This window comes from Enterococcus sp. LJL51 (genome assembly GCF_049894025.1).
Taxonomy (GTDB): Bacteria; Bacillota; Bacilli; order Lactobacillales; family Enterococcaceae; genus Enterococcus_L.
Map to the genome: position 1 here is coordinate 1 of NZ_JBNEQE010000019.1, position 26,958 is coordinate 26,958.

At 40.8% G+C, this 26,958-nt stretch carries 24 protein-coding genes; 2 read left to right on the forward strand and 22 right to left on the reverse strand.

Annotated features, from left to right (window positions below; translation table 11 throughout):
• Positions 1-703: 703 nt before the first annotated feature.
• Both ACPWSO_RS15010 and ACPWSO_RS15015 read right to left on the reverse strand, forming a co-directional pair.
• Positions 704-1,588 (reverse strand): phosphate ABC transporter substrate-binding protein PstS family protein, encoded by an 885-nt coding sequence (locus tag ACPWSO_RS15010; protein WP_426084395.1) that lies wholly within the window; start codon positions 1,586-1,588, stop codon positions 704-706.
• Between the two features lie 397 nt (positions 1,589-1,985).
• Positions 1,986-3,161, reverse strand: a complete 1,176-nt coding sequence (locus ACPWSO_RS15015; RefSeq protein ID WP_426084396.1) for a pyridoxal phosphate-dependent aminotransferase — start codon at positions 3,159-3,161, stop codon at positions 1,986-1,988.
• Between the two features lie 176 nt (positions 3,162-3,337).
• Between ACPWSO_RS15015 and hisC the strand changes: the two genes are divergently transcribed.
• Complete coding sequence (gene hisC / locus ACPWSO_RS15020; RefSeq protein ID WP_426084397.1) at positions 3,338-4,387, forward strand: histidinol-phosphate transaminase; 1,050 nt, start codon at positions 3,338-3,340, stop codon at positions 4,385-4,387.
• Positions 4,388-4,659: 272 nt separating this feature from the next.
• Here the strand turns inward: hisC and ACPWSO_RS15025 are convergent, their stop codons facing one another.
• The 17 genes from ACPWSO_RS15025 to ACPWSO_RS15105 all read right to left on the reverse strand — a co-directional run bounded on the left by ACPWSO_RS15025 (position 4,660) and on the right by ACPWSO_RS15105 (position 23,714).
• A complete protein-coding gene (locus tag ACPWSO_RS15025) occupies positions 4,660-5,562 on the reverse strand; it encodes a LysR family transcriptional regulator (protein WP_426084398.1) in 903 nt (300 codons plus the stop codon).
• Positions 5,563-5,578: 16 nt separating this feature from the next.
• Entirely contained in the window at positions 5,579-6,286 is a 708-nt protein-coding gene (locus tag ACPWSO_RS15030) for a carbonic anhydrase family protein (protein ID WP_426084399.1), read from the reverse strand.
• Positions 6,287-6,721: 435 nt separating this feature from the next.
• Positions 6,722-7,357 carry an orotate phosphoribosyltransferase gene (pyrE, locus tag ACPWSO_RS15035; protein ID WP_426084400.1) on the reverse strand — a complete coding sequence of 212 codons (636 nt, stop codon included), beginning with the start codon at positions 7,355-7,357 and terminating at the stop codon, positions 6,722-6,724.
• Positions 7,358-8,068 (reverse strand): orotidine-5'-phosphate decarboxylase, encoded by a 711-nt coding sequence (pyrF, locus tag ACPWSO_RS15040; protein ID WP_426084401.1) that lies wholly within the window; start codon positions 8,066-8,068, stop codon positions 7,358-7,360. It lies immediately after the preceding gene.
• Positions 8,065-8,994: a dihydroorotate dehydrogenase gene (locus ACPWSO_RS15045; protein ID WP_426084402.1), complete on the reverse strand. Its 930-nt coding sequence runs from the start codon at positions 8,992-8,994 to the stop codon at positions 8,065-8,067. The genes pyrF and ACPWSO_RS15045 overlap by 4 nt, the downstream gene beginning before the upstream one ends.
• Entirely contained in the window at positions 8,991-9,773 is a 783-nt protein-coding gene (locus tag ACPWSO_RS15050) for a dihydroorotate dehydrogenase electron transfer subunit (RefSeq protein ID WP_426084403.1), read from the reverse strand. Before ACPWSO_RS15050 ends, ACPWSO_RS15045 begins: the two co-directional genes overlap by 4 nt.
• Before the next feature lie 176 nt (positions 9,774-9,949).
• Positions 9,950-13,138 carry a carbamoyl-phosphate synthase large subunit gene (gene carB / locus ACPWSO_RS15055; RefSeq protein ID WP_426084404.1) on the reverse strand — a complete coding sequence of 1,063 codons (3,189 nt, stop codon included), beginning with the start codon at positions 13,136-13,138 and terminating at the stop codon, positions 9,950-9,952.
• Positions 13,131-14,216, reverse strand: coding sequence for a carbamoyl phosphate synthase small subunit (locus ACPWSO_RS15060; protein ID WP_426084405.1), 1,086 nt, complete (start codon positions 14,214-14,216; stop codon positions 13,131-13,133). The genes carB and ACPWSO_RS15060 overlap by 8 nt, the downstream gene beginning before the upstream one ends.
• A 4-nt stretch (positions 14,217-14,220) precedes the next feature.
• Positions 14,221-15,504, reverse strand: coding sequence for a dihydroorotase (locus ACPWSO_RS15065; protein ID WP_426084406.1), 1,284 nt, complete (start codon positions 15,502-15,504; stop codon positions 14,221-14,223).
• Positions 15,505-15,513: 9 nt separating this feature from the next.
• Positions 15,514-16,440 (reverse strand): aspartate carbamoyltransferase catalytic subunit, encoded by a 927-nt coding sequence (locus ACPWSO_RS15070; protein ID WP_426084407.1) that lies wholly within the window; start codon positions 16,438-16,440, stop codon positions 15,514-15,516.
• 136 nt (positions 16,441-16,576) lie between these two features.
• The gene (gene uraA / locus ACPWSO_RS15075; RefSeq protein ID WP_426084408.1) at positions 16,577-17,869 is read right to left on the reverse strand and encodes a uracil permease; all 1,293 of its coding nucleotides are present in this window, start codon (positions 17,867-17,869) and stop codon (positions 16,577-16,579) included.
• A 35-nt stretch (positions 17,870-17,904) separates the two neighbouring features.
• Entirely contained in the window at positions 17,905-18,447 is a 543-nt protein-coding gene (pyrR, locus tag ACPWSO_RS15080; protein ID WP_426084409.1) for a bifunctional pyr operon transcriptional regulator/uracil phosphoribosyltransferase PyrR, read from the reverse strand.
• A gap of 256 nt (positions 18,448-18,703) precedes the next feature.
• Entirely contained in the window at positions 18,704-19,606 is a 903-nt protein-coding gene (locus tag ACPWSO_RS15085) for an RluA family pseudouridine synthase (RefSeq protein ID WP_426084410.1), read from the reverse strand.
• Between the two features lie 91 nt (positions 19,607-19,697).
• Positions 19,698-20,168: a signal peptidase II gene (gene lspA, locus ACPWSO_RS15090; RefSeq protein WP_426084457.1), complete on the reverse strand. Its 471-nt coding sequence runs from the start codon at positions 20,166-20,168 to the stop codon at positions 19,698-19,700.
• Positions 20,169-20,173: 5 nt separating this feature from the next.
• A complete protein-coding gene (locus tag ACPWSO_RS15095) occupies positions 20,174-20,875 on the reverse strand; it encodes a CBS domain-containing protein (protein WP_426084411.1) in 702 nt (233 codons plus the stop codon).
• Positions 20,865-21,257, reverse strand: a complete 393-nt coding sequence (locus ACPWSO_RS15100; RefSeq protein WP_426084412.1) for a hypothetical protein — start codon at positions 21,255-21,257, stop codon at positions 20,865-20,867. Before ACPWSO_RS15100 ends, ACPWSO_RS15095 begins: the two co-directional genes overlap by 11 nt.
• A gap of 786 nt (positions 21,258-22,043) precedes the next feature.
• Positions 22,044-23,714: a formate--tetrahydrofolate ligase gene (locus tag ACPWSO_RS15105; protein WP_426084413.1), complete on the reverse strand. Its 1,671-nt coding sequence runs from the start codon at positions 23,712-23,714 to the stop codon at positions 22,044-22,046.
• 180 nt (positions 23,715-23,894) lie between these two features.
• On the opposite strand from ACPWSO_RS15105, the gene ACPWSO_RS15110 reads away from it, so the two are divergent.
• Positions 23,895-24,095 (forward strand): cold-shock protein, encoded by a 201-nt coding sequence (locus ACPWSO_RS15110; RefSeq protein ID WP_426084414.1) that lies wholly within the window; start codon positions 23,895-23,897, stop codon positions 24,093-24,095.
• Positions 24,096-24,182: 87 nt separating this feature from the next.
• Here ACPWSO_RS15110 and ACPWSO_RS15115 read toward each other — a convergent pair whose 3' ends face one another.
• From ACPWSO_RS15115 to ACPWSO_RS15125, 3 genes are all read right to left on the reverse strand, one after another.
• Positions 24,183-24,566, reverse strand: a complete 384-nt coding sequence (locus ACPWSO_RS15115) for an Asp23/Gls24 family envelope stress response protein (protein ID WP_426084415.1) — start codon at positions 24,564-24,566, stop codon at positions 24,183-24,185.
• A 248-nt stretch (positions 24,567-24,814) separates the two neighbouring features.
• Positions 24,815-26,002, reverse strand: a complete 1,188-nt coding sequence (locus ACPWSO_RS15120; RefSeq protein WP_426084416.1) for a M28 family metallopeptidase — start codon at positions 26,000-26,002, stop codon at positions 24,815-24,817.
• Between the two features lie 62 nt (positions 26,003-26,064).
• Positions 26,065-26,880 carry a MerR family transcriptional regulator gene (locus ACPWSO_RS15125; protein WP_426084417.1) on the reverse strand — a complete coding sequence of 272 codons (816 nt, stop codon included), beginning with the start codon at positions 26,878-26,880 and terminating at the stop codon, positions 26,065-26,067.
• Positions 26,881-26,958 lie beyond the last annotated feature (78 nt).

Genomic DNA, 26,958 nt, shown 5'->3' on the forward strand with positions numbered 1-26,958 from the left:
TTCACTGAGACGGTCGGCTTCCTTCAGCATAGAAAAGAGATCCATGCTTTCGATAAAGCCCACACCCTCGCTCAACGCCTGCCAATCTGCTGCATTATACTTTATATCCAACCTTTTCCTCCTTTTTTAGCCAAAAGGGCGCAGGATATCATTCTGCTGCTTTTGAATTCCTGCCAAACCTTCCGGTGCTGATTTTTTCTGATTAAAATTCGGATGTAAGCGTTCATTTCTTTCACTTTTAAATTATCGCTTTCTTTTATTAAAACACAGAACAGAATCTCACTATTAGAATAAATAAAAATCATTTAGATATATAATTATAACAAATAAAACATCAAACGATGTATCAATATTTTTAAATAATATAAAAGAAAATGAGATTTTAACTTTTTCTAATTTGTAAAAAAAAAGCGTTTGGAACATAAATAAATGTCCAAACGCTGCCTTATTTAACATTCGAATAAACGGTGAGACAGAAGCAACTTGCTACACTTCGTTCCAATAGCATCAACTGTCTCACATTTGTGTTTCCTGTCATTTTAAGAAAATCCTTCTTATTGCTGTGAAACACAGTGAGGGAGCAGTTGTTGTCGAACAGGACCTACTTGGTTCTCAAAGCTTAGCCCTTCTGTCCCTCCTCTTTTACTCATTTATAGAATTTTCGTTTATCATTTCGATGCCAGAATAAGACTGAATCGTTCAATTAAAGATTTGTTACTTCTCCATCAACACTGCGTTCAATTTTCATATCTGTGATAGGAACGTAACCCAATTCTTTTACAACACTTTTCTGAATACCATCACTAATCATATAATCCAGGAATTTTTTCACTGATTCATCAGGCTGCCCTTTGGTATACATGTGCTCGTAAGACCAGATAGACCAAGTATTATCAGCGACATTTTCTTCTGTCGGCTCCACACCGTCAATTTTCAAAGCTATGGTTGATTCATCCATATAAGAAAATGCTAAATAACTAATTGCCCCTGGAGTTTGAGAAACAATCTGACGGACAGTACCTGAGGAATCTTGTTCCTGTGATTTTACCGATGTCGCTCCGTCAAGTCCCCATTTTTCGAAAGTCGCTCTAGTTCCACTACCTTCCGGTCGGTTGATTACAGCGATTTCCTGATTCTTGCCGCCAACATCCTGCCAGTTTGTGGTTTTCCCTGTAAAAATATCGATTAACTGAGCTTTGGTCAGCTCTTTAACACCAACATCCTTATTCACTACAGGTCCCATCCCTACAACTGCTACTTTATGGTCTACCAGCTTATCCGCTTCAATCCCGGATTTCTCTTCAGCAAAAACATCAGAATTACCAATTGTTACTGCGCCATCAGCAACTTGAGATAACCCTGTCCCGCTGCCGCCCCCTTGAACAGAGATAGAGTAGGCAGTATTTTCTGCGATAAACTGATCTTTGGCAGCATCAACAAGAGGTTGTAGTGCAGTTGAGCCAACTGCTACAATTTTGGTTGGTTCGTTTGTTTTATCAGAAGCTTCGCCTTTCGTATCAGAACTGTTACATCCTGCCAAAAGTACGCCTACTGTAATGACCATTGTTGTTAAAATCTTCTTCTTCATTTCAACACTTCCTTAGTAAGATTAGTTACAAGCTTAGTCTAACAAGTCATTGTTAATGCTTCTCAAATATCCTGTAAATAATCGGTAAAGAAATGTAAAGATTTTGTATACAAAAAAAGGCGGTCTTTTTCAACGGAAAACTCTTGGAAAAGATACCTGTTTATTTCGTTCATTTAGCTGTTATTCACACTATTAATAGTAGTATTTTTACTATTGGCAGCATTCTTGTATGTATCATGGCCTTGCCTTTTTATTATAGAAATAGCAATATGTCAGCCGCAAGGGGATCCCTTTCGCATTTTTATCAATAAAAACATCCTTCTCATCACCGCATTTCTAAGCAATAAGAAAGATGTTTATCAGCACTTGTTTGGGACGCAAGTTGTAATGTATGGTCCTAATCTTTTATCTCTTTAGTCATATAGATAGTCAACCGATTCATCGCTTCAACCAGTCGTTCCATATCGGCAGCATAGCTAATTCGGACATAACCTTCTGCTTCCGGTCCGAATGCAATTCCGGGAATTAGTGCTAGTGCCTGCTTCTCTGCCAAATCAATACAGAACTTCATTGAGTCTTGTTCAACACCCTCAGGTATTTTTGCAAAAATATAAAAGGCACCATTCGGTCGAGCAACTTGAAAACCTAGGGTTGTCATCTGATCATAAACAAAATCACGACGTTTACGGTACTCTTCCTTCATAATTACGCCGTCATTGATTCCCTCAACCAATGCCCGGACTGCTGCCTTTTGAGAAATTGTTGAAGCAGCTGTTACCAGATATTGATGGACCTTAATAATTTCTCCGGTTAACTCTTTTCTGCTAAAAATGAAGCCGATTCTCCAGCCTGTCATTGCGTGAGATTTAGACAACCCATTAATCATAATAGTCTGCTCAGGAATAAATTCAGCAATCGATACATGGGGATCATCATAGGTCAGCTCACTATACACTTCATCACTGATAACAAATACTGGGTATTTTTTCAGAACCTCTGCAATTGCTTGAACCTCTGAACGATTGTAGGTTACCCCAGTCGGATTGCTTGGATAATTCAAAATGACTGCTTTCACCTGTTCACCATGGACTGCCATGGCTTCATCAATCATTTCCGGTGTTAAAACAAAACCATTGCTTGTTGTATCTATATATACAGGCTCTGCACCCGCTAGTGTAATCACTGGTTCATACCCTGGATAGATTGGTGCCGGCAGCAGGACCTTATCTCCTTTTTCCAAAATAGCCAGCAAACTGGCAGATATCGCTTCAGTTGCACCAATAGTGACTAAAACTTCTGTTAAAGGATCATAAGCTAATCCATATTTTCCCTTAATAAAGTATGCAGCTGCTTCGCGGACATCCGTTAACCCTGCCATGCCTGAATAATGAGAGAAATTCTGCTCAATTGCCTGTTGTCCGGCTTCTTTTACATGGTCTGGCGTATTAAAATCAGGTTCACCCAATGTCAGCTTCAATATATCAGGAATTGTAGAAACCTGCTCATCAAAGCGGCGGATTGTAGAAACCGCAATCTTATAAACCTGCTGATTAAATCTGTTTGTTAAGTCCATTAACATCACTCCTTTATACTTGCTCATTATGGTATCATATTCTGCTTAATAATGAAAATATTATTTAAAAACATGATTTTTTTCTCGTCAAAATCTCATTTTACTCTTGCATTTCCTTTTTCGATTCTTTATAGTTAAGAAAATCACGAATACTTAATAGAGAAAGGCGTGAAACGATGAAAGGCATTCGTAAAATCGCACCATACATTCCTGGGAATCAGCCAAATTATCCAAATATGATTAAAATTAACACAAATGAAAATCCCTACCCTCCTTCACCAAAGGTCGAAAAAGCGTTAAAAGAGTTCAAAGTAGAGGACTTAAAACGCTACAGCTCTTTAGACAATCAGCTTTTAAAAAATGCACTGGCTGACAAACACCAGCTGCTCCCGGAACAATTAATTATTGGAAATGGTTCTGATGAAGTATTAGCATTTTGTTTTCTTGCTTTTTTTAATAGCAGCGAATCGATTCTTTTTCCTGATATTACTTATGGTTTTTATAAGGTTTGGGCTGACTTGTTTCATATCCCCTTTAAAGAACTCCCGTTAACGACGGATTTTCATATTGATTTTTCTGATTACAACCAGCCAAATGGCGGTATAGTTATTGCTAATCCTAATGCCCCAACTGGTTTATTTAAATCTTCAGAGGCTGTTCGCACACTCTTAAAAAAACATCCAGATGTGATTGTCATCATTGATGAGGCTTATGCAGAATTTGCAGAAGAAACGATGCTTCCTTTACTTGATGAATTTTCTAATTTGATTATTGTCCGTACCTTATCAAAGTCCCAATCACTGGCTGGTTTGCGTATCGGATATGCCATAGGAGATCCTCGGTATATCGCGGTTATGGAAAGCGTCAAGTCTTCTTTTAATCCTTATTCTGTTGATTTACTAGCTGAGAAACTGGCAGCTGCAGCAGTTGAAGATACTAGCTACTATCAGAAAATAAATGAAGAAATCTGCAAAACAAGAGAGTGGTTCGTCAGCAAACTGGCTACCTTCGGTTTTCAGTCTTTGGATTCTCAGACTAATTTTGTATTAACAACCCATAAAACAATCGATGTACCCGCACTTTATCATTTTTTAGAAGAACAAAATATTTTTGTCCGTTATTTTGCTAAACCAGCACGCTTAAAAAAATATCTGCGAATTTCGATTGGCACTCGTGAAGAGATGGAGAAAACAGCCGCAGCTATTGATTGTTTCCTAAAAGAATAAATTAAAAATTAGCTTTATTATAAAAAAGAACTGTACCGTCGTTAAATAAACAAGGGTATAGTTCCTTTAAAAAAATGATTCAACCTCATCTCAGATTGACAGACAACAAACTGCATACTATCATAGCGCTTGGAGCAAAAAACAGAGATTCACTGGTTTTGTTTCAAGCTTTTTTTGAGAAGTAAAAAAGCACGAATAAGCTATCGGCTGGCTAAAGAGCGTTTAGCAAGAAAGGGTTACTCCCCTCTTTGCTTGTAAAGCTGACTCTTTTGCTAACTGATTGTTCTAGAAACTTCCTTCAACAGCTTAACAAAATGATGCGCAATTTCTGTTCTCTGCTGATTTTTCTGATAGAGGATACAGATTTTATTTTCTTCCGACTGTTCTAGAGGGATTAGTCTAATTTCCTTTTTCGTAAATCCAGTAACGATACCTGAACCGGAAGCATAGGCATTCGTTTCAGCTAGAATGTTCATCAGTGTTCCCCGGTCGTTAACATAAATAACCGTTCCTTGTTCATCTTCTTCAATCAAGTCTTCAGCAAAATAAGAAAATTCACTACCCTCCTGAATAAAACGAACCTGAGGATAGGCCATTAATTCCTTTAAGCCAATTTGTCTTTTATGGGCTAAAGGATGATGGTTGCCCAAGAAAATGTGGGTAGCAAAATTGCCAATCACTTCATAAGTTAGATTCGTCCCTGACAAGTGACGTTCAATACCAGACCGATTCTTACTATTTAAATACAGTATCCCCAGTTCACTGTTATGACTTTTTACATCTTCAATCACTTTAAGAGTGGTCGTTTCGAACAGACGGAATTCTTTGTATTGCTCTTCAAATTTTTTAATCATCTGCGCCATAATTTTTCCCAAAAAATCATAATGCTGTGAAGAGACAGAGAAACGTTCACTTGCCTGCTGCTGGATATAGCGCTGTTCTAATAATGCCAGCGGTGTCAATACTTTTTCAGCATGCTCTAAAAATTGAACTCCTGCTTCTGTTAGAAAAGCCCCTTTGTTTGTTCGCGTAAATAAACGAATACCTAATTCATCTTCCAGCTCTTTTATGCTATTGGATAAGCTAGGCTGGGCGATAAAGAGCTTTTTCGCAGCTTCTCGAAAACTGCCGTTATCAGCAACCGCTACGACATATTTCATTTGTTTTATATTCATCATCATTCTCCATTGTTCATTCGACTAAATAAACCGGACGACCTTTTCTATCCTGCAGCGGACGGCTATTGAGCGCCAGCATACCTTCTTTCAGGGATTCAACCAATTGCCTATCCATCTGCCCCACTTCTTGGAACACAAACCAAGGAATCGGTCCCTTTGTCGGCGGAGTAGTTAAAGAACCTGTATAATGAAAATGGCTTCGTTTTTCCGGTAAAAAAACGGAAGGGTCAAAATAAAACTCATGTGTTCTTATGCTGCCTTCAACCAGCGTTCTTAGCTCTGTAAATTTGTTTACATCTCTCGTCAGATTGAACAAGCAGCCTACTACCAGGTTTTGACCTAAATCATTCATATGAACTAGATGAAACTCGATAGGATACTCCTGTTCTTCAAGCAGATGCTCTGCTGGCGTATGAAAGTGGATATCCGTCAAATGATAGGTCTGATCCGCATACACGATGAAGCTTTCTGTATTTGGCGGTACAAAGTGCATAGTATTTTTAAATTCTTTTTCAGTAAAGACTTCTTTTTTATAATGAAAGGTAATGCTGTCACTGCCTATAAGCTTCTTCTCATTGATAGAATCGACAGAAAGACGAATTGGCGACTGATCTGGAAATGCCGCTCCTTCAGCAAACCAGTCACATAAAGTTCCCCAATGTTCTGGACCTCTTTCTCCTGAATAACTCCATTCTACATCCATATTTCGAATATTTTTCATACGGCCTCCTAAAAGAAAAAAATTATTTTTGATAACTGTATCTTATTTCCCAATTTGGGTCAAACAATGACCTCCCGAAAATCACTGCTCAATAAAATAAAAAAGGACACAAGCGGCAAACATCTAAAAATTGCTGCTTCTGTCCCAACGTTTATTCTAAATTGAAATAGGTATCAAAAATCGGAGATACAATTAGACCTCTAGACCCTCAGCACACTTAAAACCGAATAGACAGTGAGATGGAAGCAGCTTCTGCGGTAATACGTCGACAGCGAATGGCTGACCTTCGTGTTTCCTGTCATTTTCGTACATTCCTTCTTAATGCTTTGAATCACTGTGATTACTTACTACGAAAGTAGAACAAGTGATGAAAAGCTAGCTTGCCCGCTGCTTAAATTCAATCACTTTTATCTAATCTGTTCTCCTGTTTCATTTTTACACTGTTTTCCAAGCAGCTGGGTTTTGCTTCCATTCCTGTAGTAGTTCTAAATCCTGAGCTTCAATATATTTTGCTTCCAGCGCCGCTTCAAGCAGTGTTGAGTAATTTGTTAATGTCGTCAACTCAATACCATGCGCCTCAAAATTTTCTAGTCCCTTTGGCAATTCATAGGTAAAGATTGCAGCTACGCCTAAAACATCGGCTCCTTCACGTTTGGCTGCTTCTGCGGCCTCAAGGACACTCCCGCCAGTTGAAATCAAATCTTCAATGATAACCATTTTCTGACCTTCGCTGATACGTCCTTCAATCTGGTTCCCTTTCCCATGTTCCTTTGCCTTACTGCGAATGTAAACCATCGGCAGGTCAAGAATATCTGCAACCCAGGCAGCATGAGGAATGCCCGCTGTAGCTGTTCCTGCAATTACTTCAACCTCTGGATATTTCTCCTTAATGGCTGCTGCCAGACCTTGAGCGATTTCTTTACGAATCATTGGATAGCTCATAGTAATGCGGTTGTCGCAATAGATTGGACTTTTAATGCCGCTAGCCCATGTGAAGGGATCATTTGGACTTAAAAACACCGCTTCAATTTTTAATAAATCCTTTGCTACATTTTTTGCTAATTCAGTCATTTAATTTCCGCTCCATTCCTTTTTAATTGACAGATATGCTTGATAGGGATTCTCAGCCTGAGTGATTGGACGCCCAACTACTATATAATCTGAACCGATTTCTCTTGCTGCTGCGGGCGTCATTACCCGCTTCTGATCGCCAACGGCACTTCCGGCCGGACGAATACCTGGTGTTAGACAAACGAAGGATTCATTCGTCGATTCCTTAATCAGTTGGACTTCTTGCGCAGAACAAACAACGCCATTTAGCCCAGCCGTTTCAGCACATTTAGCATAGTGCTTAACACTTTCCTTTAATGAAGCATGAATTAGCTGATCGTGCTGCATTTCTTCTTCACTAGTCGATGTCAGCTGAGTAACGGCAATCAGAATGGGTGTTTGGGCTTGCTGAGCTCCAGCTTCAAGCCCTCGCTTAGCAGCCTGCATCATTTGAATCCCGCCGGCCGCATGAACATTTGTCATATCCACGCCAAGCTTCGCCAATCCCTTCATCGCACTTTCTACAGTGTTTGGAATATCATGCAGCTTCAAATCCAGAAAGACAGAATGACCAGCCTGTTTCAAAAAGCGGACAATTTCCGGACCCTCCTGATAAAACAGCTCCATTCCTACTTTCAAATAAAGCTTTTCTTCCACAGGAAACCCTTCAAGAAAATGTTCTACATCTTTTTTTGAAGGGAAATCCAATGCAATAACCGGCCGTTCAATCATGAGCGCCGCTCCTCTCTTACTTCTTTAATTAACTGCTCCAATGATTCAATACCAAGCTCTGCCATGCGAATAGGCAAGCCTTCAATCAATTTAGGACAAATATAAGGATCAGTAAAATTCGCGGTACCTACACCAACTGCGCTTGCACCAGCCATAAACATTTCCAGGACATCATCTACCGTCTGCACGCCGCCCATTCCAATAATCGGAAGTGAAGAGACTTGCGAAACCTGATGAATAAGGCGAATCGCCACCGGCTTAATTGCCGGACCTGATAATCCTCCAGTACTATTTGCCAGAATCGGTCTTCTAGTTTTTAAATCAATCCGCATGCCCAGCAGCGTGTTTATCATTGTAAAGCCGTCTGCACCGCCTGCTTCAATAGCTTGAGCGATTGGCACAATATCAGTAACATTCGGCGAAAGCTTAACATAAACCGGTACTTTTGCTACCTTTTTCACTGCTTCTGTTAATTGAAATGCGACATCGGGATCTGTACCAAACGCGATTCCCCCATGCTTAACATTGGGACAGGAAATATTCAACTCGATAGCGCCGACATTTGAAGCATCCCCAATTTTGGCACAAACTTCAACATAGTCTTCTTCGCAGGCACCCGCAACATTGGCAATAATCGGTAAATCGTATTTTTCCAATGCTGGAAGCTTTTCTTCCATTACTACCTTGAGCCCCGGATTCTGTAAGCCAATGGCATTCAGCATGCCGCTAGGCGTCTCAGCAACCCGCGGTGTTGCATTTCCAAAACGAGCTTCTGCAGTCGTTGCTTTAATCATGATTGAGCCAAGCAAACCGATATCGTAATATTTTGCATATTCTTCGCCAAAGCCAAAACAGCCGCTGGCAGGGATAATAGGGTTTTTTAATGTTAGTCCTGGAAGACTGACTGCTAAAGGATTTTTCATCATAATACAACCTCCCTAGCCCTGAAAATAGGACCCTCATCGCAAACTTTTACACTCTTAGTTCCAGTCTCGTCATCCGGCACATGACAAACGCAGGCATAACAAGCGCCCATTCCACAGGCCATTCGCTGTTCCAAAGAGAGAAACACATTCGGATTATCTGAAAATAGCTGCGCTACGGTTTTCAACATGCCGTTAGCACCACAAGCAAAAACTGCAGCTGGTGCTTCATCCTCCAAAGCTGTCATCAATAAATTACCCACATTCCCTTGAATACCAAAAGAACCATCATCTGTTGCAAAACGAGTATCTCCTAATGCCATAAATTCATCTTGAAAATAAGCTACTTCCTTCGAGGCATATCCAAGAAAATGAATGACTTCAACGCCTTTCGCTTTCAGCTGCTTTGATAGTTCGTACATAGGCGGGATGCCGATTCCGCCGCCGACAACATAAACCCGCTGTCCAGTCTTTAGGTCAGACAAGTCAAAGCCATTACCTAATGGTCCCATTACATCCAGCTGTTCTCCTACTGTCATTGTAGAAAAATACTGGGTACCATCCCCTTCTGTACGATAAATGATTGTACAGCTGCTTTCTTCTTTGTTAATCTGGTTGATACTAATTGGCCGTCTAAGCAAAAGATCCTCGCGCGGTACTTTAATATGTAGAAACTGTCCTGGCTTTCCCATTTCTTTGACTAACTCACCGGTCAATGTCATTTGAAAAATCCTTGGGGCCAGCTGCTTCTGCGCAGTGATTGTCATCATTTCCTGTTTCATCGTCAGACTCCTTTCAGAAATAAACTTATGGCACACCCTTGTGCTTATCTGCTGTTTAATTGAGGAGCTGTAGAGAGCGCTAAGTCCGGTTGCTCTCTACTTTTCCTCTTAACTGTTCTTCTAGCAAAAGGGATATGTTGTGCTATCACTTATTATGATAGCTTACTTCTACTTTTTTAGATAGCTTCTGTAGAAAAAGCTCTTGATTCCAACACTTTTAAGATGGCATTTGCTGTATCCAGCGAAGTAAACAACGGAACACCATGCTCCACAGATTCTCTGCGGATGATAAAGCCGTCCTCATTTGCTGATGAGCGGTTTTTATCCATTGTGTTGATAACTACTTGAGTTTGTCCGCTGCGAATCAAATCAACAACCGTTTCTTTACCTGATTCTTTATCTTCGATTTTTGAAATCGTTTCTACCTGCAGCCCTGCCTTAGCAAAATATTGAGCAGTTCCCGCTGTAGCTGTAAGACTATAGCCAATCTCTGTAAAGCGTTTGGCCAAATCCAGTGCCTCTTCTTTGGTTTCGTCAGCAATAGTGAATAAGACAGCCCCATAGCTTGGCAAATGCAGCCCGCTTGCTTCAAAAGCTTTATACAATGCTTTTTCAAGACTATAATCCGAGCCCATCACTTCCCCTGTTGACTTCATTTCTGGTCCAAGATAAGTATCCACTTTCTGTAGCTTCGTAAATGAGAAGACCGGTGCTTTGATGTGAACCTGTTTGCTTTCTGGATACAGACCATCTGTATAGCCCAAATCAGTTAGCTTTTCACCCAGAATAGCTTTGGTTGCTATCTGCGCCATGGGAATACCTGTGATTTTACTCAGGAAGGGAACCGTCCGGCTCGCCCGTGGATTGACTTCAATAACATAAACAGTCTCTTCATGAATCACAAACTGAATATTCATCATTCCAATGCAGTTCAGTCCCAATGCTAGTTTTTTAGTGTATTCAGTAATTGTTTCTTTGATAGTTTCAGATAGTGTCTGTGGTGGATAAACCGCCATCGAATCGCCTGAGTGAACACCTGCCCGCTCAATATGCTCCATGATTCCCGGAATTAACACTGTTTCACCGTCACAAATGGCATCAACCTCGCATTCCCGTCCCAGTAAATAGCTGTCGACCAGAACTGGATGCTCCGGAGAAGCCTTAACAGCATTTTTCATATAGTCTTCCAGATCTTTCTGATTTTCCACAATCTCCATCGCCCGTCCCCCTAAAACATAGCTTGGGCGAACTAAAACTGGATAGCCGATACGGTTGGCCACTGCCACTGCCTCTGCTTCACTAGTTGCTGTATCACCTGGCGGCTGAGGGATTTCAAGCTCATTCAATGCCTGTTCAAATAAATCACGGTTTTCGGCACGGTCTAAATCTTCGATTGTTGTTCCGAGAATTTTCACTCCGTTTTTCACTAGCGGTTCAGCTAAGTTAATCGCTGTTTGACCGCCAAACTGGACAATCACTCCAATAGGCTGCTCCAAATCAATCACATTCATGACATCTTCCAGTGTTAATGGCTCGAAGTACAGCTTATCAGATATCGAGAAATCCGTAGAAACCGTCTCAGGGTTGCTGTTCATAATGATTGCTTCGTAGCCGGCGGCCTGAATTGCTTTTACTGAATGAACTGTCGCATAGTCAAACTCTACTCCCTGACCAATCCGAATAGGCCCTGAGCCTAAGACTAAAACAGAAGGCTTGTCAGAACGAATACTTTCATTTTCGAACTCATAGCTACTGTAAAAATAAGGGGTTTGAGATTCAAATTCTGCCGCACACGTGTCTACCATCTTATAGACAGGAACGATACCTTGTGTTTTTCGTATTTGAGTGATTGTTTCTGTGGTTGTCTGCCACAGCTCCGCAATTTTTCGATCAGTGAACCCATTTTGCTTCGCTTCTTTCAACACTGCCAGGTCATCAACACTTTCGCTAAGTGATTGCTCTAGTTCAACAATATGAAGCAGCTTATCAAGGAAGAATAAATCAATCTTTGTTAATAATGCCAAGTCTTCAATACTATAGCCTCTTCTTAATGCCTCAGACAGGTAGAATAAACGGTCATCCTGTGCCTTAACAATTTTTTCAGTTAGTACATCGTCGGAAACGTCCTTTAGTTCTTTTAGCTCATTGTGATAGGCACCAATTTCCAAAGAACGGACAGCTTTAAGAAGTGATTCTTCAATGTTTCGACCAATAGCCATCACTTCTCCAGTCGCTTTCATCTGGGTTCCTAATAAACGTTCGCCCTTTTCAAACTTATCAAAAGGCCAGCGTGGAATCTTAGCTACTACATAGTCCAATGCAGGTTCAAATTCAGCATATGTCGTTCCAGTTACCGGATTTTTCATTTCATCCAGCGTTAAGCCCACTGCAATTTTTGCGGCAAGCTTTGCAATCGGGTAGCCGGTTGCTTTACTTGCTAAAGCAGAGGAGCGGGAAACACGAGGGTTTACCTCAATAACATAGTATTCAAAGCTATGGGGATCCAGCGCCAGCTGAACGTTACAACCGCCTTCTATTTTTAATGCCCGGATGATCTTTAACGAAGCATCTCTCAGCATTTGATACTCATAATCAGACATTGTTTGACTTGGCGCAAAAACAATCGAGTCTCCAGTATGAATGCCCACAGGGTCAAAGTTTTCCATATTACAGACAACGATTGCATTGTCCGCCGAATCACGCATTACTTCGTATTCAATTTCCTTATAGCCGGCAATACTTTTTTCAATTAGGCACTGAGTTGCCGGGGAGAGCTTCAAGCCGTTTTCCGCTACAATACGCAGCTCTTCCTCATTGTCGCACATGCCGCCGCCTGTACCGCCCAGTGTAAACGCAGGTCGAACAATGATCGGATAGCCGATTGTTTCTGCAAAAGCCAGTGCTTCTTCTACTGTATGCACAATATCACTTTCTGGAATCGGCTGCCCTAGCTCCTCCATCAGCTGCTTGAACAAATCTCTGTCTTCCGCCTGATCAATCGCACTTAACTTAGTTCCTAGAAGCTCAACGTTCAGCTCATCTAAAATACCAGAAGCTGCCAGCTCCATTGCCATATTCAATCCAGTTTGACCGCCCAATGTAGGCAGCAGTGCATCTGGACGTTCTTTTCTAAGAATCCTTGAAACAAACTCCAGTGTAATCGGTTCGATATAGACTTTATCCGCAATTTCTTTATCAGTCATGATTGTTGCCGGATTGGAATTGACTAGAATAACTTCATAGCCTTCCTCTCTTAGCGCAAGGCAAGCCTGTGTTCCTGCATAGTCAAACTCTGCTGCCTGACCAATAATAATTGGTCCTGAACCAATGACCATGATTTTCTTTATATCTGTACGTTTAGGCATTTCCCTGCTCCTTCCATGCATCCATTAATTCCATAAATTCGTCAAAAAGATGTAACCCATCATGAGGACCTGGTGCAGCATCTGGATGATACTGTACTGTAAAGGCAGGAAATTCTTTATGGCGTACACCTTCAACTGTTCCGTCGTTGATTTCCACGTGGGTTACCATCAGTTTATCTGAATCAATTGTTTTTTCATCCACTGCATAGCCATGATTTTGCGAAGTAAAATCGATTCTGCCTGTCGCAATTTCACGAACTGGATGATTCAACCCGCGATGACCAAATTTCATTTTGTATGTATCTGCCCCATTCGCTAGAGAAAATAGTTGGTGGCCTAAGCAAATACCAAAAATAGGAACCTTCCCTTGAATGCCCTGAATCATTTTAATTGCTTCTGGAACATCCTTGGGATCTCCTGGTCCGTTTGTCAGCATAACGCCATCCGGATGCAAATCTAAAATCGTCTGTGCATCTGTATTATATGGAAGAACGGTTAGATTGCATTGTCTGTTTGAAAGCTCACGCAGGATACTATGCTTCAAACCAAAATCCACAACAACAACATTTCTGCCGCTTCCCGGACTCGGATACGGTTTGGTTGTAGAAACTTGAGCAACCTGATTGTGCGGCAGTACAGTTGCCTTCAGCTGATCAAAAAGATGATTAAAATCGTCGCCTGCATCTGCCAGCATGCCTTTCATCGTTCCGACTGAACGAAGTTTCTTCGTCAATGCACGAGTATCAATCCCTGAAATCCCTGGAATTCCTTTTCTCTTCAGGAATTCATCCAGTGTCATTTGATTACGCCAGTTAGAAGCTAGACGTGCATGCTCTTTAACAATCACCCCTTTACAGGTTGGAGAAATTGATTCATAATCATCACGGTTTACTCCGTAATTCCCTACCATCGGATAGGTAAATGTAATGATTTGACCATTGAAGCTTTGGTCTGTGATTGTTTCCTGGTAGCCAGTCATACTAGTTGTAAAAACAACCTCGCCTACCACATTTGCTTCTGCTCCGAAAGCTTTTCCCTCGAAGACCGTACCATCTTCTAAAATCAGTAATCGTTTCAACGTGCTATGCCTCCTCTTTCTTCCATACCAGCTTTCCATCTACAAAGGTCATTATAGTGTTCCCTTTTACTTTCCAGCCGACAAATGGTGTGTTGACCGCTTTAGATAGAAACTGCTTATCATCTATTGCCTCTTCTAAATCAAGATTAAACACTGCTAAATCTGCCGGTGCACCGATTTGCAGCGTTCCTGCATCTAATCCGAATAATTGAGCCGGCTTCACTGCCATCCAGTCGATAACCTGTTCCAAAGTGAATTTTCCTGTTTCAACAAAATGTGTATAAATTAGCTGAAAAGCAGTTTCACTGCCGACAATTCCAAATGGAGCTTTCAAAAAGCTCTGTTCCTTTTCTTCCAAACCATGAGGAGCATGATCCGTTGCAATACAGTCAATTGTGCCATCCAGCAGCCCATCTATTAACGCCTGCCGGTCCGCTTTTCCTCTTAATGGAGGATTCATTTTCCAAAAACCGTTATCTTCAGGAATATCTTCATCAATCAAAAGCAGGTGGTGAGGTGAAACCTCAGCCGTAACATGAATACCTGCACGTTTTCCATCACGAATCACGCGAACACTTTCTTCTGTAGATACGTGACAAACATGATAATGTGCACCCGTTTCTTTCGCCAAGGTGATGTCTCTGGCAATTTGAGAAGCTTCTGTTGCACTCAAGATTCCCGGAAGTCCCAGTTTCTTCGAGATTTCGCCTTCGTGCATGACACCGCCGAAAAGCAGCGATTCATCCTCTGTATGAGCCACCAACGCCATGTTATTTGCTGCAGCTTCCTTCATCGCCAGATACATCGTTCCTGCAGTCTGTACCCCCACGCCGTCATTTGTAAAAGCAAAAGCTCCGGCTTCCTTAAGGGCTTTCTGATCTGTTAAACGTTCACTCCGCAGCTCTTCAGTGATTGGTGCATATTGCAGCACCTTTACTTGAGCTTCATTTTTTATAATCTCATAGATTTCTTTCAATTTTTCGGCAGTATCAGGTACCGGATTCAGATTAGGCATAGCACAGACTGTGGTAAATCCGCCTCTAGCCGCCGCTTTACTCCCTGTTTCAATCGTCTCTTTGTAAGTAAAGCCGGGTTCTCTTAAGTGAACATGGACATCTACTAGTCCTGGAGTAATCAACTGACCTTGTGCATCATATACTTGATCAAAATCTGCTTCCTCGAACACTTGACCAATCGCTGCAATTTTTCCATCCTCTATCCAAACAGCAGCTGCGGTTACTTGATTATCTTTAACTACGATTTTTCCATTTTTTATTAATGTTTTCATACATTCCACCTACACCTTTCCTGATAGTACTGCTTCTAAAATTGCCATTCTTACATACACGCCATTGCTCATCTGCTGTATAATTCTTGACTGCAGGCTCTCTACCAGAGAATCTGCCAGCTCTACATCCCGATTGATTGGTGCCGGGTGCATGATAATTGCCTGCTTCTGCATACGTTTTGCCCGTTCTACAGTTAACCCGTATTGCTGATGGTAGCCTTCCTTTGAAAAGCTTTCTGTCCCGTCATGACGTTCATGCTGTACCCGCAGCATCATCATCACATCTACTTTTTCCACAATTTCATCCAGCTCCCCGTACTCTCCATATACATCAAACTGCTCATCATACCACTCTCTCGGACCAGAGAAATAAACCTCAGCTCCCAAACGCTTCAGCATCTGCATGTTAGATTTTGCTACTCTGGAATGAGTCAAGTCGCCAATAATCGCAACCTTCAGTCCAGCAAAACGGCCGAATTCTTCATAGATTGTCATCAAATCCAGCAGACATTGACTAGGGTGCTGACCGCTGCCGTCTCCGCCGTTAATGATTGAACACTGAATCGTTTTACTTTGAATCAGCTCATCATAATAATTTTCTTCTCCATGACGAATGACTGCAACGTCAATTCCAAGTGCGGACATTGTTAACACGGTGTCATACAATGTCTCGCCTTTTTGAACGGAGCTTGTGCCAGCTTCAAACTCAATCACTTCCAGACCAAGCTTCTTCTCAGCGACGTCAAAACTCTTGTGGGTCCGCGTGCTGTTTTCAAAGAAAAGGTTCGTTGCAAAATACTGCTTTCCTCCGGATTCCCAGACCGCCCCCTGCTTGAACTCCTGTCCCCGACGGATCAGGCCCATTACTTCCTGATCACTTAATGCTTCTACTGTCAACAAATGCTTTAAACTAACCCGCTCTGATGTATGAATCATTCGTCATTCCTCCTGTTATTTTGATAAAACTAACTGGTTTACTTTTTAAAATCTATCTTGGTTCTTTTAGCGATTTGCTAGTCTTTTCTTCTACACTAGTTACAGCGAAAGAAATGACTTTTTTTCATTTTTGCTTTTATTTTTCACTACGAGCCTTTTCAGGAAGAACCAGATTTAAGATAATTCCTAACACTGTCGCTAATGCCATACTGGTTAACTCAAAGTTGGCAATTTTTAAATAGGCTCCGCCGATTCCAATAACCAGAATTGCTGAAGTGATAACCAAATTACGTTTTTGATCATAATCAACTTTATTATCAATTAAAATTCTCAAGCCGCTGGAAGCAATTACTCCGAAAAGCAAGAAGCTGATGCCGCCAATTACCGGACTTGGAATACTTAGAATCAAAGCACTTACTTTACCGATAAAACCAGCAACGATTGCCAACCCTGCTGCTCCGCCAATAACATAAACGCTGTGTACCTTAGTAATTGCCAGTACACCGATATTCTCTCCGTAGCTAGTTGTCGGTGGTCCGCCGGTAAATCCTCCAATAATGGTAGACAGTCCATCTGCCAGCAATGTCTTATTAAGACCCGGAGACTTGAAGAAATCTCTTTTAGTAATTTTACTTAGAACCATCAGGTGACCCATGTGCTCTGTCATTGTTACAAACGCAATCGGCGCCATACTGGTTAAGGCGGCTAATGAAAACTTGACATCATAGTCAACAAAGGGAATCTGGAAAGCCGGAAGCCCAAACCACGGTGCAGCACTAACTGGCGCAAAATCGACAATCCCCATCAGGACTGCAAAAATATATCCTGTAACAATTCCCAGTAAAATAGGAATCAAGCTCAGAAAGCCTTTAAGGAACATGTTATAAAAGATGGTAATTCCCAGTGTGAACAATGCTACCAAAAAGAATTTACTGTCATAAACTGATTCGCCATTTTCCAATGTTTTAAACATTGCCTGATTCGCCGCAGTGGATGCCAGCCCTAGGCCGATAACCATGATTACAGGTCCAACAACCACTGGGGGTAAAATCTTATTGATCCAATCAGAACCTGTTTTAGCAATAATCAAAGCAACAATCAGATAAACGATTCCTGCATAAATGATTCCCTGAGCCACTGCAGGATATCCTTGTGTTGCCATTAGCGCATTGATAGCAGAGATAAATGCAAAGCTGCTGCCTAGATAAGCAGGAACTGATCCTTTAGTGATTAAGATGTACAACAAGGTCCCAACACCTGAACTAAACAAAGCAATGCTTGGCTCCAGCCCTGTCAGAATAGGTACCAATACATTGGCGCCGAACATTGTAAAAAGATGCTGCAGGCTTAGCCCCATCCATTGTAAAGCCTTTGGTTTATCTTGAATATCCAGTACAACATCTGTATTTCTAAACTTTTTTTCCAACATTTCTTCTTTCCAACTCTCTCATTTATTCATAAACTTTATTCTGCTGTTTTATTAATTAGTATTCGATCTGTTCCGTCGATTTCTTCCATTTCAACGATTATTTCCTCAGTCATTGCCGTTGGAATATTCTTCCCAACATAATCTGCCCGAATCGGTAATTCTCTATGGCCTCTATCCACAAGCACTGCCAGTGATATTTTTTTAGGTCTTCCCAAATCTATCACTGCATCCAGAGCAGCCCGGATCGTGCGTCCGGTGAATAGAACATCATCTACCAAGATAACCTGCTTTCCTTTTACTGAAAATGGAATATCGGAGGAATGCAGCTCGGCTTCCTCAGCCACATCGTTAGCCACATCATCTCTATATAAGGTAATATCAAGCTCGCCTACAGGCACATCAATGTTTTCCAGTTGTTTCAAACGTTCTGCAATTCTGGCGGCAATATAGATTCCTCTCGTCTTGATTCCCACAAGCACAATATCCTGAATCCCTTTGTTTCTTTCAATGATTTCATACGTGATACGAGTTAATGCCCGTTTCATTGTTACTGCATCTACAACTTCTTTGCCCTGCATTTTTGTTGCCTCCTTATATGAATAAAAATCTTTTTAACTTGTTGATTCTGTTGACAGCCGTCAGCTTTTTAGACACAAAAAAACTCCTGCCCAGAAGGCAGGAGGATACTTACATAATTGTATACTGTAATGCACGCAGATACATCCTTTGAGCGCACTCAAGGTTATCTGCATGTCTCCTTCTTAGCCTCACGGGACTACTCTTAAAGGACTGCTTATTCAACTAAAAACAGTTTACCTTGTATCAGATAATAAATCAATGATTATTTCTTAATTGCTCCAAAGTTTTTTCAAAAATCTCAGGAAGAGGGGCTTCAAATTCCATGTACTCGCCAGTTGTTGGATGCGTGAAGCCTAAAAGCTTAGCATGCAGAAACTGACCTTGCCCCGCCAATGTCTTTTTCGGTCCGTATAATGGATCTCCAGCTACGGGGTAGCCAATATATTTCATGTGAACGCGAATTTGATGCGTCCGCCCTGTTTCAAGCTGCAGCTCAATCAACGTAAAATCATTAAACCGTTCCAATACCTGAAAATGAGTAACAGCTGGTTTGCCCCCTTCGATTACAGCCTGCATTTTCCGGTCTGCCTTTGAACGGCCAATTGGGGCATTAATTTCTCCTTTATCATGGGAAATTTCCCCATGAACCAGCGCCAGATATTTTCTGACAGAAGTCTTTTCCTTTAGCTGTTCAGCCAGTGCTTCATGTGCTTTATCATTTTTTGCTACCATCAGTAAGCCTGAGGTATCTTTATCAATCCGATGAACAATTCCCGGACGAATGATGCCATTTATTGAAGACAGGTCCTTAATATGGTACATCAGTGCGTTAACCAATGTGCCTTTGGGATGTCCTGCTGCCGGGTGAACAACCATCCCCTGAGGCTTGTTGATTACAGCGACATCCTGATCCTCATAGACAATTGTTAATGGAATATCTTCCGCTTCAATCTGCAGTTCTTCCGGCTCCGGCACAACAATCGTCACCATGTCTTCTTTTTTCACTTTATAGTTTGAACGAACAACTTCTCCATTCACTTTCACCTGCTGGCCTTTCAGCCACTGCTGAATTTGAGAACGGGTGAAGTCCAGCCTCTCGCTCAAGACTTTATCGATTCTACCAGTTTCATCCTTTATTATTACATCAATTTGTTCCATTTCCGCCATCCTTCTAATCTTCATAATCTAAGTAGGTTTTCGCTCTTTTCAATTATTTATTACCACAGTCTGTTATCCGTGCAACTGCTGCTTATTTCTGATTCGTTTTCTTAGCTGCCCGCTCATCTAAAATCAAGTAGATAAAGATACATGCCACACCGATTACTAATGACATATCTGCTATGTTAAAGATTGGAAAGCTCATAAAATCTGTTTGAATCATGTCGACAACATACCCTAAGCGCAGCCGGTCAATAAAGTTACCCAAAGCTCCCGCCAGGACAAGACTCAGACCAATCGTAAACCAGCGGCTGCTTTTCAAGTTTTTAATCAGCATATACACCAGCACTGCAACAACAATCACGGTAATAATATAGAAAAAAATCATCTTCCCTTCTAAAATACTCCATGCTGCACCTGTATTTCTAACATATGTAAAGGATAAAAAGCCGTTGATAAACTCCTTTGTCTCTCCTAATTGAATGTTGGAAACTGTTAAGTACTTCGTCCATTGATCAATGCCAATAATCAAGGCACTTATAATTAGATAAACTGCTAACAACAAAATCATTCCTTTTCCCTATTATTGTACAAATCTCTTGGCCGGATAATTCCTAATAAATTTCCATTTGGATTTCCATTTTTCGTAATCAGAATTGCCTCCAGCCGAACCTGGCTTTCAAACATTTCCTCCACCTGATAGATATTTGTTTCTTCATCCACAAACTGATAATTTGCTTCTTTATAATTATCAGTTAGCAAATCACCGGCAGTCTTGCCTTCCAGTTCTATAGTCCCACGCCGACTCTCTACAGCCAGCCAAATGCCTAAACCGCGAACAGTAATCAATCCCATAAACACACCCGAATGGTATATTGGGAATTGGGAGTAACGCTTTTCAGCAATAATTTCCAAAATCTCCTTTAGAGGAATCTTCTTCTCAAAACCTGTTACATGTTTGCCAAATTTAGGTAAAACCTTTTCTGGTTTTATCAGCTGTTTTTCAATCTCAGCTATTCGATCTACTGCCCATTGATTTGGTTCCGCAATAACAAAATCCTTGGAAACCCGCTCGTGAACAATAGCATTTCTCAACTGCGCCATCTGCAAAAGATCATTTTCAACGGAAGCAACCTGAGACTGCTTCTTTCTTGCCAAACGCCGAACCATCTCGCTGAAGCCCATTGCAGAAGGATTGTTTAGCTCTTCTTTCAGCCATTTTTCAATTCGGTTAAAGCTGTTTAAAAATTCCTCAGCATTATGTCCCATTCGATTTCTCCTTAATTACATACGCTTTTTTGAGTGAAGTGATTAAAAAAACAAAATAAAGCACTAAAAACAGTAAAATGGCAATCAAAGGCATTCTTGTTGCAGGAATCAGCAGCATCAATACAAAAAAGATTAGATAATTACCTACCAGCATTGGATTCATTGTAATTTTCAGCTCTTTATCCAATCCATCATTTTTTAAATGAAAGGGTTCACTTTTCAAAAGATAAAAAGAAACCTGTAAATCCAACTCATTTTCAAGCACCTCTACGGTTTTTGTTGAGTTATTGCCAATAGCGAACCATTTTTTTCCATTCTTTAAAATAGTGATTGGTGTCGCCATACCGTAAAAGCCGGTTTTACGTGTAATATAAAGCTTCATATTCCCACACCTCCATGCAACTCTTAACAAGTATATACTAAAAAACGTTGCTAGAAAAGGAGAATCCATCTCCTTTTCTGTCTTCACTTTTAAAAAGCTTTCTTCCATGATTTTCTACTTAAAAGTAAAACAAAAAAAGCAAAGTTCTTCTGCTCACTAAAAGCAGCGCCCTTTGCCCGTCTCATATACTCTTTTCCATAAATAAAACAACACACAAAAAAGTAGTCTGACAAGTGTTCCTCTTGTTGTTTTCATACACATCTGAATTGAGGTTCTCATGTCCACTCAATCCTTCTATTTATTGAACACTTGCCAGACCATATTCAGTTAGTAAGGAGTTGTTGCTCAAATTCCCACGTTCCTTTCTCGTGCCATCTCGGCTTCTTACTTTGGATGTTCTCTCAACGTCCATTTTTTCACTATTCCCCTGTACTTCTTCTACAGGATTCTTTAGGGAATTTCTATTACCCCTTACACTTATTTTATACCATAATTAGCGCACTAATGCAAGCGCTAACACTCAAAAATAATTTATTTTTTATCCAAAAAGAAATACCAAAATGTCAAAGCATTACAAAAAACTGAAGCATATAGAGGGAAAACTGTAGACAAGTTTATAGTCTCAAAAATAAACTGATGATACTAAAAAAGAATAGTGTGCACCTCCTAAGTAAGATGTTCACTCTAACTTAGGAGGTGCACTTCAAAAATCATTTCTGCCTACTTCGCCTTCTTTCCAGAATCAGAACACTTCTGGCACAAGCTCGCTGGTTTACAGCTTATTTTTTAAAACAAACCAATTGCATTACCTTCTTCATCAATGTCCATGTTCAATGCTGCTGGTTTTTTAGGCAGCCCCGGCATAGTCATAACATCTCCAGTAAGTGCTACGATGAAGCCGGCGCCAATTTTAGGAACCAGTTCGCGAATAGTTATCTTGAAGTGCTCCGGTCTTCCCAATTGGGTTGGATCATCTGAAAGAGAATATTGTGTTTTAGCCATACATACTGGTAAACGGTCCCAGCCGTATTTTGTGAAGGTTTCCAGCTGCTTTTGAGCCTTCGGTGATAGCTGAACTCCTTCGCCGCCGTAAATCTTTTGTACGATGGTTTCAATTTTTTCTTCTAGACCAATCCCTGTAGAGTAGATAGTTCTGAAATCAGCCGTTTCTTTTTCAATCGTCCCAATCACTGTCTCAGCAAGAGCTGTGCCGCCGTCAGCCCCCAGCTCCCAAACCTTTGTTAGTTCAACAGGAACCTTCAATTCTTCACACATTTCCAATAATATCTCAATTTCCTTTTTAGTGTCGCTGACAAATTCATTTATTGCAACAACCACAGGTAAACCATAACTCTCCATATTTTCAATATGCTTTTTCAGGTTAGCGAACCCCTTTTTCAAAGCAAAAACATTTTCTGTTGCCAGCTCTCCCTTAGACAGCCCGCCGTGCATTTTCAATGCTCGAATGGTCGCAACAATGACAACTGCATCTGGTGCTTTCTTTAGATTTGGTACTTTGATATCGAGGAATTTTTCCCCGCCTAAATCTGCACCAAATCCGGCCTCAGTTACCACATAATCCCCCAGCTTTAAGGCTGTTTTTGTCGCTAAAACGCTATTGCATCCATGAGCGATATTGGCAAACGGTCCGCCGTGAACAAGAGCTGCTGTACCGTATATTGTCTGTACCAGATTTGGCTTAATCGCATCTTTCAGCAACAAAGCCAGTGCCCCTTGAATCTGTAAGTCACTTACAGTCACGGGTTCTCTATCAAAGGTATAGGCAACCACGATATTCCCCAACCGTACCTTAAGATCCTCTAAGTCGGCTGCTAAACAAAGAATAGCCATGATTTCGCTGGCCACCGTAATATCAAAGCCATCTTCTCTAGGAACACCTTGGATAGGACCGCCTAATCCAACGACTACATGTCTCAGCTCACGGTCATTTAAGTCCACTACACGTTTCCAGATAATTCGTCTTGCATCAATATTTAATTCGTTTCCCTGTTGTATGTGATTATCAAGAAGAGCAGACAATGCATTATTGGCGGTCGTAATCGCATGCATATCCCCAGTGAAGTGTAGATTAATATCTTCCATGGGCAAAACTTGCGCATAACCGCCGCCGGTGGCCCCGCCTTTAATCCCCATCACTGGACCTAATGAAGGCTCACGTAATGCAATAACGGTCTTCTTACCGATTTTATTCAGAGCATCTCCTAAGCCAATCGTAACTGTGGACTTGCCTTCACCCGCTGGCGTAGGATTAATGGATGTTACTAAAATTAGTTTGCCGTCTTCTTCCTGATCCAACCTTCGAATAGCAGAAAAATCTAGCTTTGCCTTGTAGTTCCCATAAAGTTCTAAATCTGCTTCGTTTAAATTAATTCTTTCTGCTACCTTTTTGATAGGCAGGAGTTCTACTTCCTGAGCAATCTCAATATCTGTTTTCATTTTTACCTCTTTTCCCGAACTTTTTTATTGATATTTTCATTTTCGTTAAGTTATTTTCTATTATAACCATTATTTTTTAACTTTTCCATGATTATATGCAGTCTATTCCAAAATATTGACGTTTTCTTTTTTTGTCATTATAATGAGACTAGTTTCAAATCTAAAAGGAGCGTGAATCGAATGGAAAAAGGCGTCGTTAAATGGTTTGATAACAGAAAAGGATATGGTTTTCTTACGTATAATGAAGAGGAAGAAATTTTCGTTCATTTCACTGCAATTGAAGAAGAAGGATTTAAACATTTAGATGAGAATCAAGAAGTAACATTTGAGGTCGTTGAAGGTTCCCGGGGACTTCAAGCTGCCCATGTTAAAAAAGTTTAATATAGAGAAAAGAATCTGGAAAGAAGCGGCTGCTTCTTCCCAGATTCTTTTTTAGACGGCTGTTTAATCAGGAAACAGTTTATGCAGTTACTGTTTTTCTGCTGCCTGATACTCTTCTTTGGTAACAATATCTTTTATCTGAACGTTTACTTCAGTAACTTTCAGATTTGTCAGACGCTCAAATTCTTCTGAAATCAGCTGTTTAATTTCCCAAAAGATTTTTGATAAATCCTTTTCAAATTCGACGACTATCTTCAAGTCAATCGTCACTTCGTTTTCATCAATTTCAGTTTTAATTCCTTCGGCGGCCGTTTCACCCTCTGTTATCGTATTTTCCTTATCTAAAAGGAAAACCTGGCCATGTATATTCAGCACACCGTCAATTCGATCCAATGCTGCTCCTATAATCGTTTGAATAATCGTTTCATCAAACGCTGAAGTTGATGTTTGATGCCTTGTTTCTGCTTCCATCCGATTCCCTCCAATTTACTGCTACTTTCAACTATCAAAAACAGCTCACACCTAAATAGTAAGAAAGTTTATTAATTTTTACAAAAATTACGCTCAAATAAAATTAGGAGTAGAAACTGATTATTGTTCCACGCTCTCATCAGCTATTTACATACTTTATATAAACAGCTTTTACTGCCGAAGATTACCAAGCATTCAAACGTCCAGAGGATTACAGAAAATCGGCTACAACTGGGGCGGTTGAAGTCCTACAATGATTGTTCCATCTCGCTGATTTTTAAAATATAGTCAGATACAAAATTTGCTGTCGGCAGAATCAATGAGCTATCCACTGTATCCATCGTGTCATTTGGTGTATGTGTATACTGCAAAGCTCCTTCAAAAAAATCAGAGGAAGTTACTGCCATGCACGGAACACCTTTAAACAGAAACGGTGCATGGTCGCCGGCATACCATTCTTTTCCTTTTACAATCATTGAATGAACAGGCAACACTTCATTAAGCTGCTGGTTGTACGCCTCATTAAAATTATAAAGAGAAACAGCTGTCTGTGAGCCTAGATGACAAGGTGAGTCAATATTAATCATGAGAGAAATTGGTTCGCTGTCTATCATGTTTAAGTAGGCAAGCTCTCCCGATGCTTCATAGTACTCTTCACTTGTAAAAGGAACAATATCCACTGTAAGGTCTGAAATTGCTAATAGTTCTGCTGTTTTAAGCAGGACAGCTGCTCCCATTCCATTATCAAGAGCTCCTGGAGTTCCATACTGTGTATCAATATGAGCCCCTACAATAATTCGTTTAGCTGAAGCACTGGATTTTTTTGAACCAATCAGCTGTCTGCCGGCGGCTGGCTGTTTTGCTGATTCAATAAGAAGCTCGGCAGCCGTTGCCTTCTCAGTAAGCAAAGAACGAATCTGATGAAACGTCTGCTGGTCAATCACAGCGGAGGGGATTAAAAAATTGCCATCCTCAAACAGCGGATGGGGTGTTTTCCCATTCAGCTCAGAAGGATTTGTTGCTGCCACAATAGCTGCCGGTTTTTTCCGTTCAATCAGATTAATCAGCTGTCTATGTTCATCAGGATAATAAAATGGATAATCTTTTGGTGATAACGGTGTCTCGGTTAAAACACCTGATAAGAGTAGAATCTTCCCTTCACATACCCCATGCTCCAGCTGTTCAAGTGTTTCAGCGGTACAAACCTTTTCAGTTCCTTTAAATGGCTCAGAGAATGGACTTGGTTCCACTGTAAATCGTTGTCCTCCAATGCAGATTGCAGAAGGGCCATACTCCCAAGTGCAGCAATCAAAAGGCAAAGAGGATACTGAATACCCCATCCTTTTTAGTCTTTTTTCAATTTGGTCAGTTAGTTCCTGATTTTTCCTTGTGCCAACTGGTCTTTCTTGTGATAAAGCATGTAACAGCTCCTGCATTATTGATTCCTCCCTTTTGAAATAAAAATCACTAACTTGTCAATCCAACAAGTCGAGCTCTTTCATTCAAAGTGTATCATGGGAATTAAGGGGTGGTGTGCATATGGAGGGTTAACATTTTGATCCGTTGTCAGTCTCTTCATTTCTTCAAATGCCGGAATAATAAATTGTGCTGCCTCTCCTAGGCGTGTCAGTTCATACAGCCAGCGGTCTCCTGCTGATACAAGTTCATCATATTCAGGATTGTTTAAAGCTGTACTAACTGACAGCACCTCTCCCTGATCATTCATGCTCAGACTCCTGTGTATGGCAGCAATACTATAGCCTACCCGAATCAGCATGTTAATAATTTTAATCCGATCTAGATCATTTTCAGCATACAGTGTCTCTTTTTTTCTCCCGATACCTGCTGAAAAAATCAGTCTGTTTCTTTCCCAGTTTCTGATTGTTTCCACTGTAACTCCCAAGTAGTTAGCTAATTTTTTTCTGGATAAACTCGGCTCTGCCGCAGTTAGCGATTGATCCTTGCTGGCAACTGCCCAATCCTGCAGCGCTTTTGCAGTACTTTGCGCAAGAACTATTTCCTGATTAATTAAGCAGAGATATCTTGCCGCAGCTTTAATACCTGCATTCCAATTTTTTTCTGCTGAAAGGGTCATCACTGCAATGCCTGCTTTTCTGAGTGAGCGGTTTGTGTAAGGATAACCAAAAATACATCGGCATATTTTTAACTGCTGGACATGGATATCCGTAAACATCCGATAGTTATTGCCTTTTCTGTCCGCTGTACTAATATACCCGGAGTGTTCATAAAGTCTGATTGTATTAGGATGGATGTTATAAAGCTTTGCCAGCTGAGCAGTTGTGTAGCTATTCATCCTGTTCCCTCCCTTTAAACTTCTATAGCTCAAATTATACACGAATGGAAGCTGCAACACTTTTGTTAGTTGAGGTTA

Bases quoted from the DNA above. Each gene is read 5' to 3' on its own strand.
- hisC (WP_426084397.1), top strand. From the start codon at position 3,338: ATGAAAGGCATTCGTAAAATCGCACCATACATTCCTGGGAATCAGCCA.
- ACPWSO_RS15010 (WP_426084395.1), bottom strand. From the start codon at position 1,588: ATGAAGAAGAAGATTTTAACAACAATGGTCATTACAGTAGGCGTACTT.
- ACPWSO_RS15125 (WP_426084417.1), bottom strand. From the start codon at position 26,880: ATGAATAGCTACACAACTGCTCAGCTGGCAAAGCTTTATAACATCCAT.
- ACPWSO_RS15120 (WP_426084416.1), bottom strand. From the start codon at position 26,002: ATGCAGGAGCTGTTACATGCTTTATCACAAGAAAGACCAGTTGGCACA.
- uraA (WP_426084408.1), bottom strand. From the start codon at position 17,869: ATGTTGGAAAAAAAGTTTAGAAATACAGATGTTGTACTGGATATTCAA.
- ACPWSO_RS15110 (WP_426084414.1), top strand. From the start codon at position 23,895: ATGGAAAAAGGCGTCGTTAAATGGTTTGATAACAGAAAAGGATATGGT.
- ACPWSO_RS15065 (WP_426084406.1), bottom strand. From the start codon at position 15,504: ATGAAAACATTAATAAAAAATGGAAAAATCGTAGTTAAAGATAATCAA.
- ACPWSO_RS15070 (WP_426084407.1), bottom strand. From the start codon at position 16,440: ATGATTCATACATCAGAGCGGGTTAGTTTAAAGCATTTGTTGACAGTA.
- pyrR (WP_426084409.1), bottom strand. From the start codon at position 18,447: ATGCAGGGCAAAGAAGTTGTAGATGCAGTAACAATGAAACGGGCATTA.
- pyrE (WP_426084400.1), bottom strand. From the start codon at position 7,357: ATGACTGAATTAGCAAAAAATGTAGCAAAGGATTTATTAAAAATTGAA.
- ACPWSO_RS15095 (WP_426084411.1), bottom strand. From the start codon at position 20,875: ATGGGACATAATGCTGAGGAATTTTTAAACAGCTTTAACCGAATTGAA.
- ACPWSO_RS15100 (WP_426084412.1), bottom strand. From the start codon at position 21,257: ATGAAGCTTTATATTACACGTAAAACCGGCTTTTACGGTATGGCGACA.
- ACPWSO_RS15030 (WP_426084399.1), bottom strand. From the start codon at position 6,286: ATGAAAAATATTCGAAATATGGATGTAGAATGGAGTTATTCAGGAGAA.
- ACPWSO_RS15085 (WP_426084410.1), bottom strand. From the start codon at position 19,606: ATGGAACAAATTGATGTAATAATAAAGGATGAAACTGGTAGAATCGAT.
- ACPWSO_RS15115 (WP_426084415.1), bottom strand. From the start codon at position 24,566: ATGGAAGCAGAAACAAGGCATCAAACATCAACTTCAGCGTTTGATGAA.
- ACPWSO_RS15045 (WP_426084402.1), bottom strand. From the start codon at position 8,994: ATGATGAAAAATCCTTTAGCAGTCAGTCTTCCAGGACTAACATTAAAA.
- pyrF (WP_426084401.1), bottom strand. From the start codon at position 8,068: ATGATTGAACGGCCGGTTATTGCATTGGATTTCCCTTCAAAAAAAGAT.
- ACPWSO_RS15015 (WP_426084396.1), bottom strand. From the start codon at position 3,161: ATGGACTTAACAAACAGATTTAATCAGCAGGTTTATAAGATTGCGGTT.
- ACPWSO_RS15025 (WP_426084398.1), bottom strand. From the start codon at position 5,562: ATGAATATAAAACAAATGAAATATGTCGTAGCGGTTGCTGATAACGGC.
- carB (WP_426084404.1), bottom strand. From the start codon at position 13,138: ATGCCTAAACGTACAGATATAAAGAAAATCATGGTCATTGGTTCAGGA.
- ACPWSO_RS15050 (WP_426084403.1), bottom strand. From the start codon at position 9,773: ATGAAACAGGAAATGATGACAATCACTGCGCAGAAGCAGCTGGCCCCA.
- ACPWSO_RS15105 (WP_426084413.1), bottom strand. From the start codon at position 23,714: ATGAAAACAGATATTGAGATTGCTCAGGAAGTAGAACTCCTGCCTATC.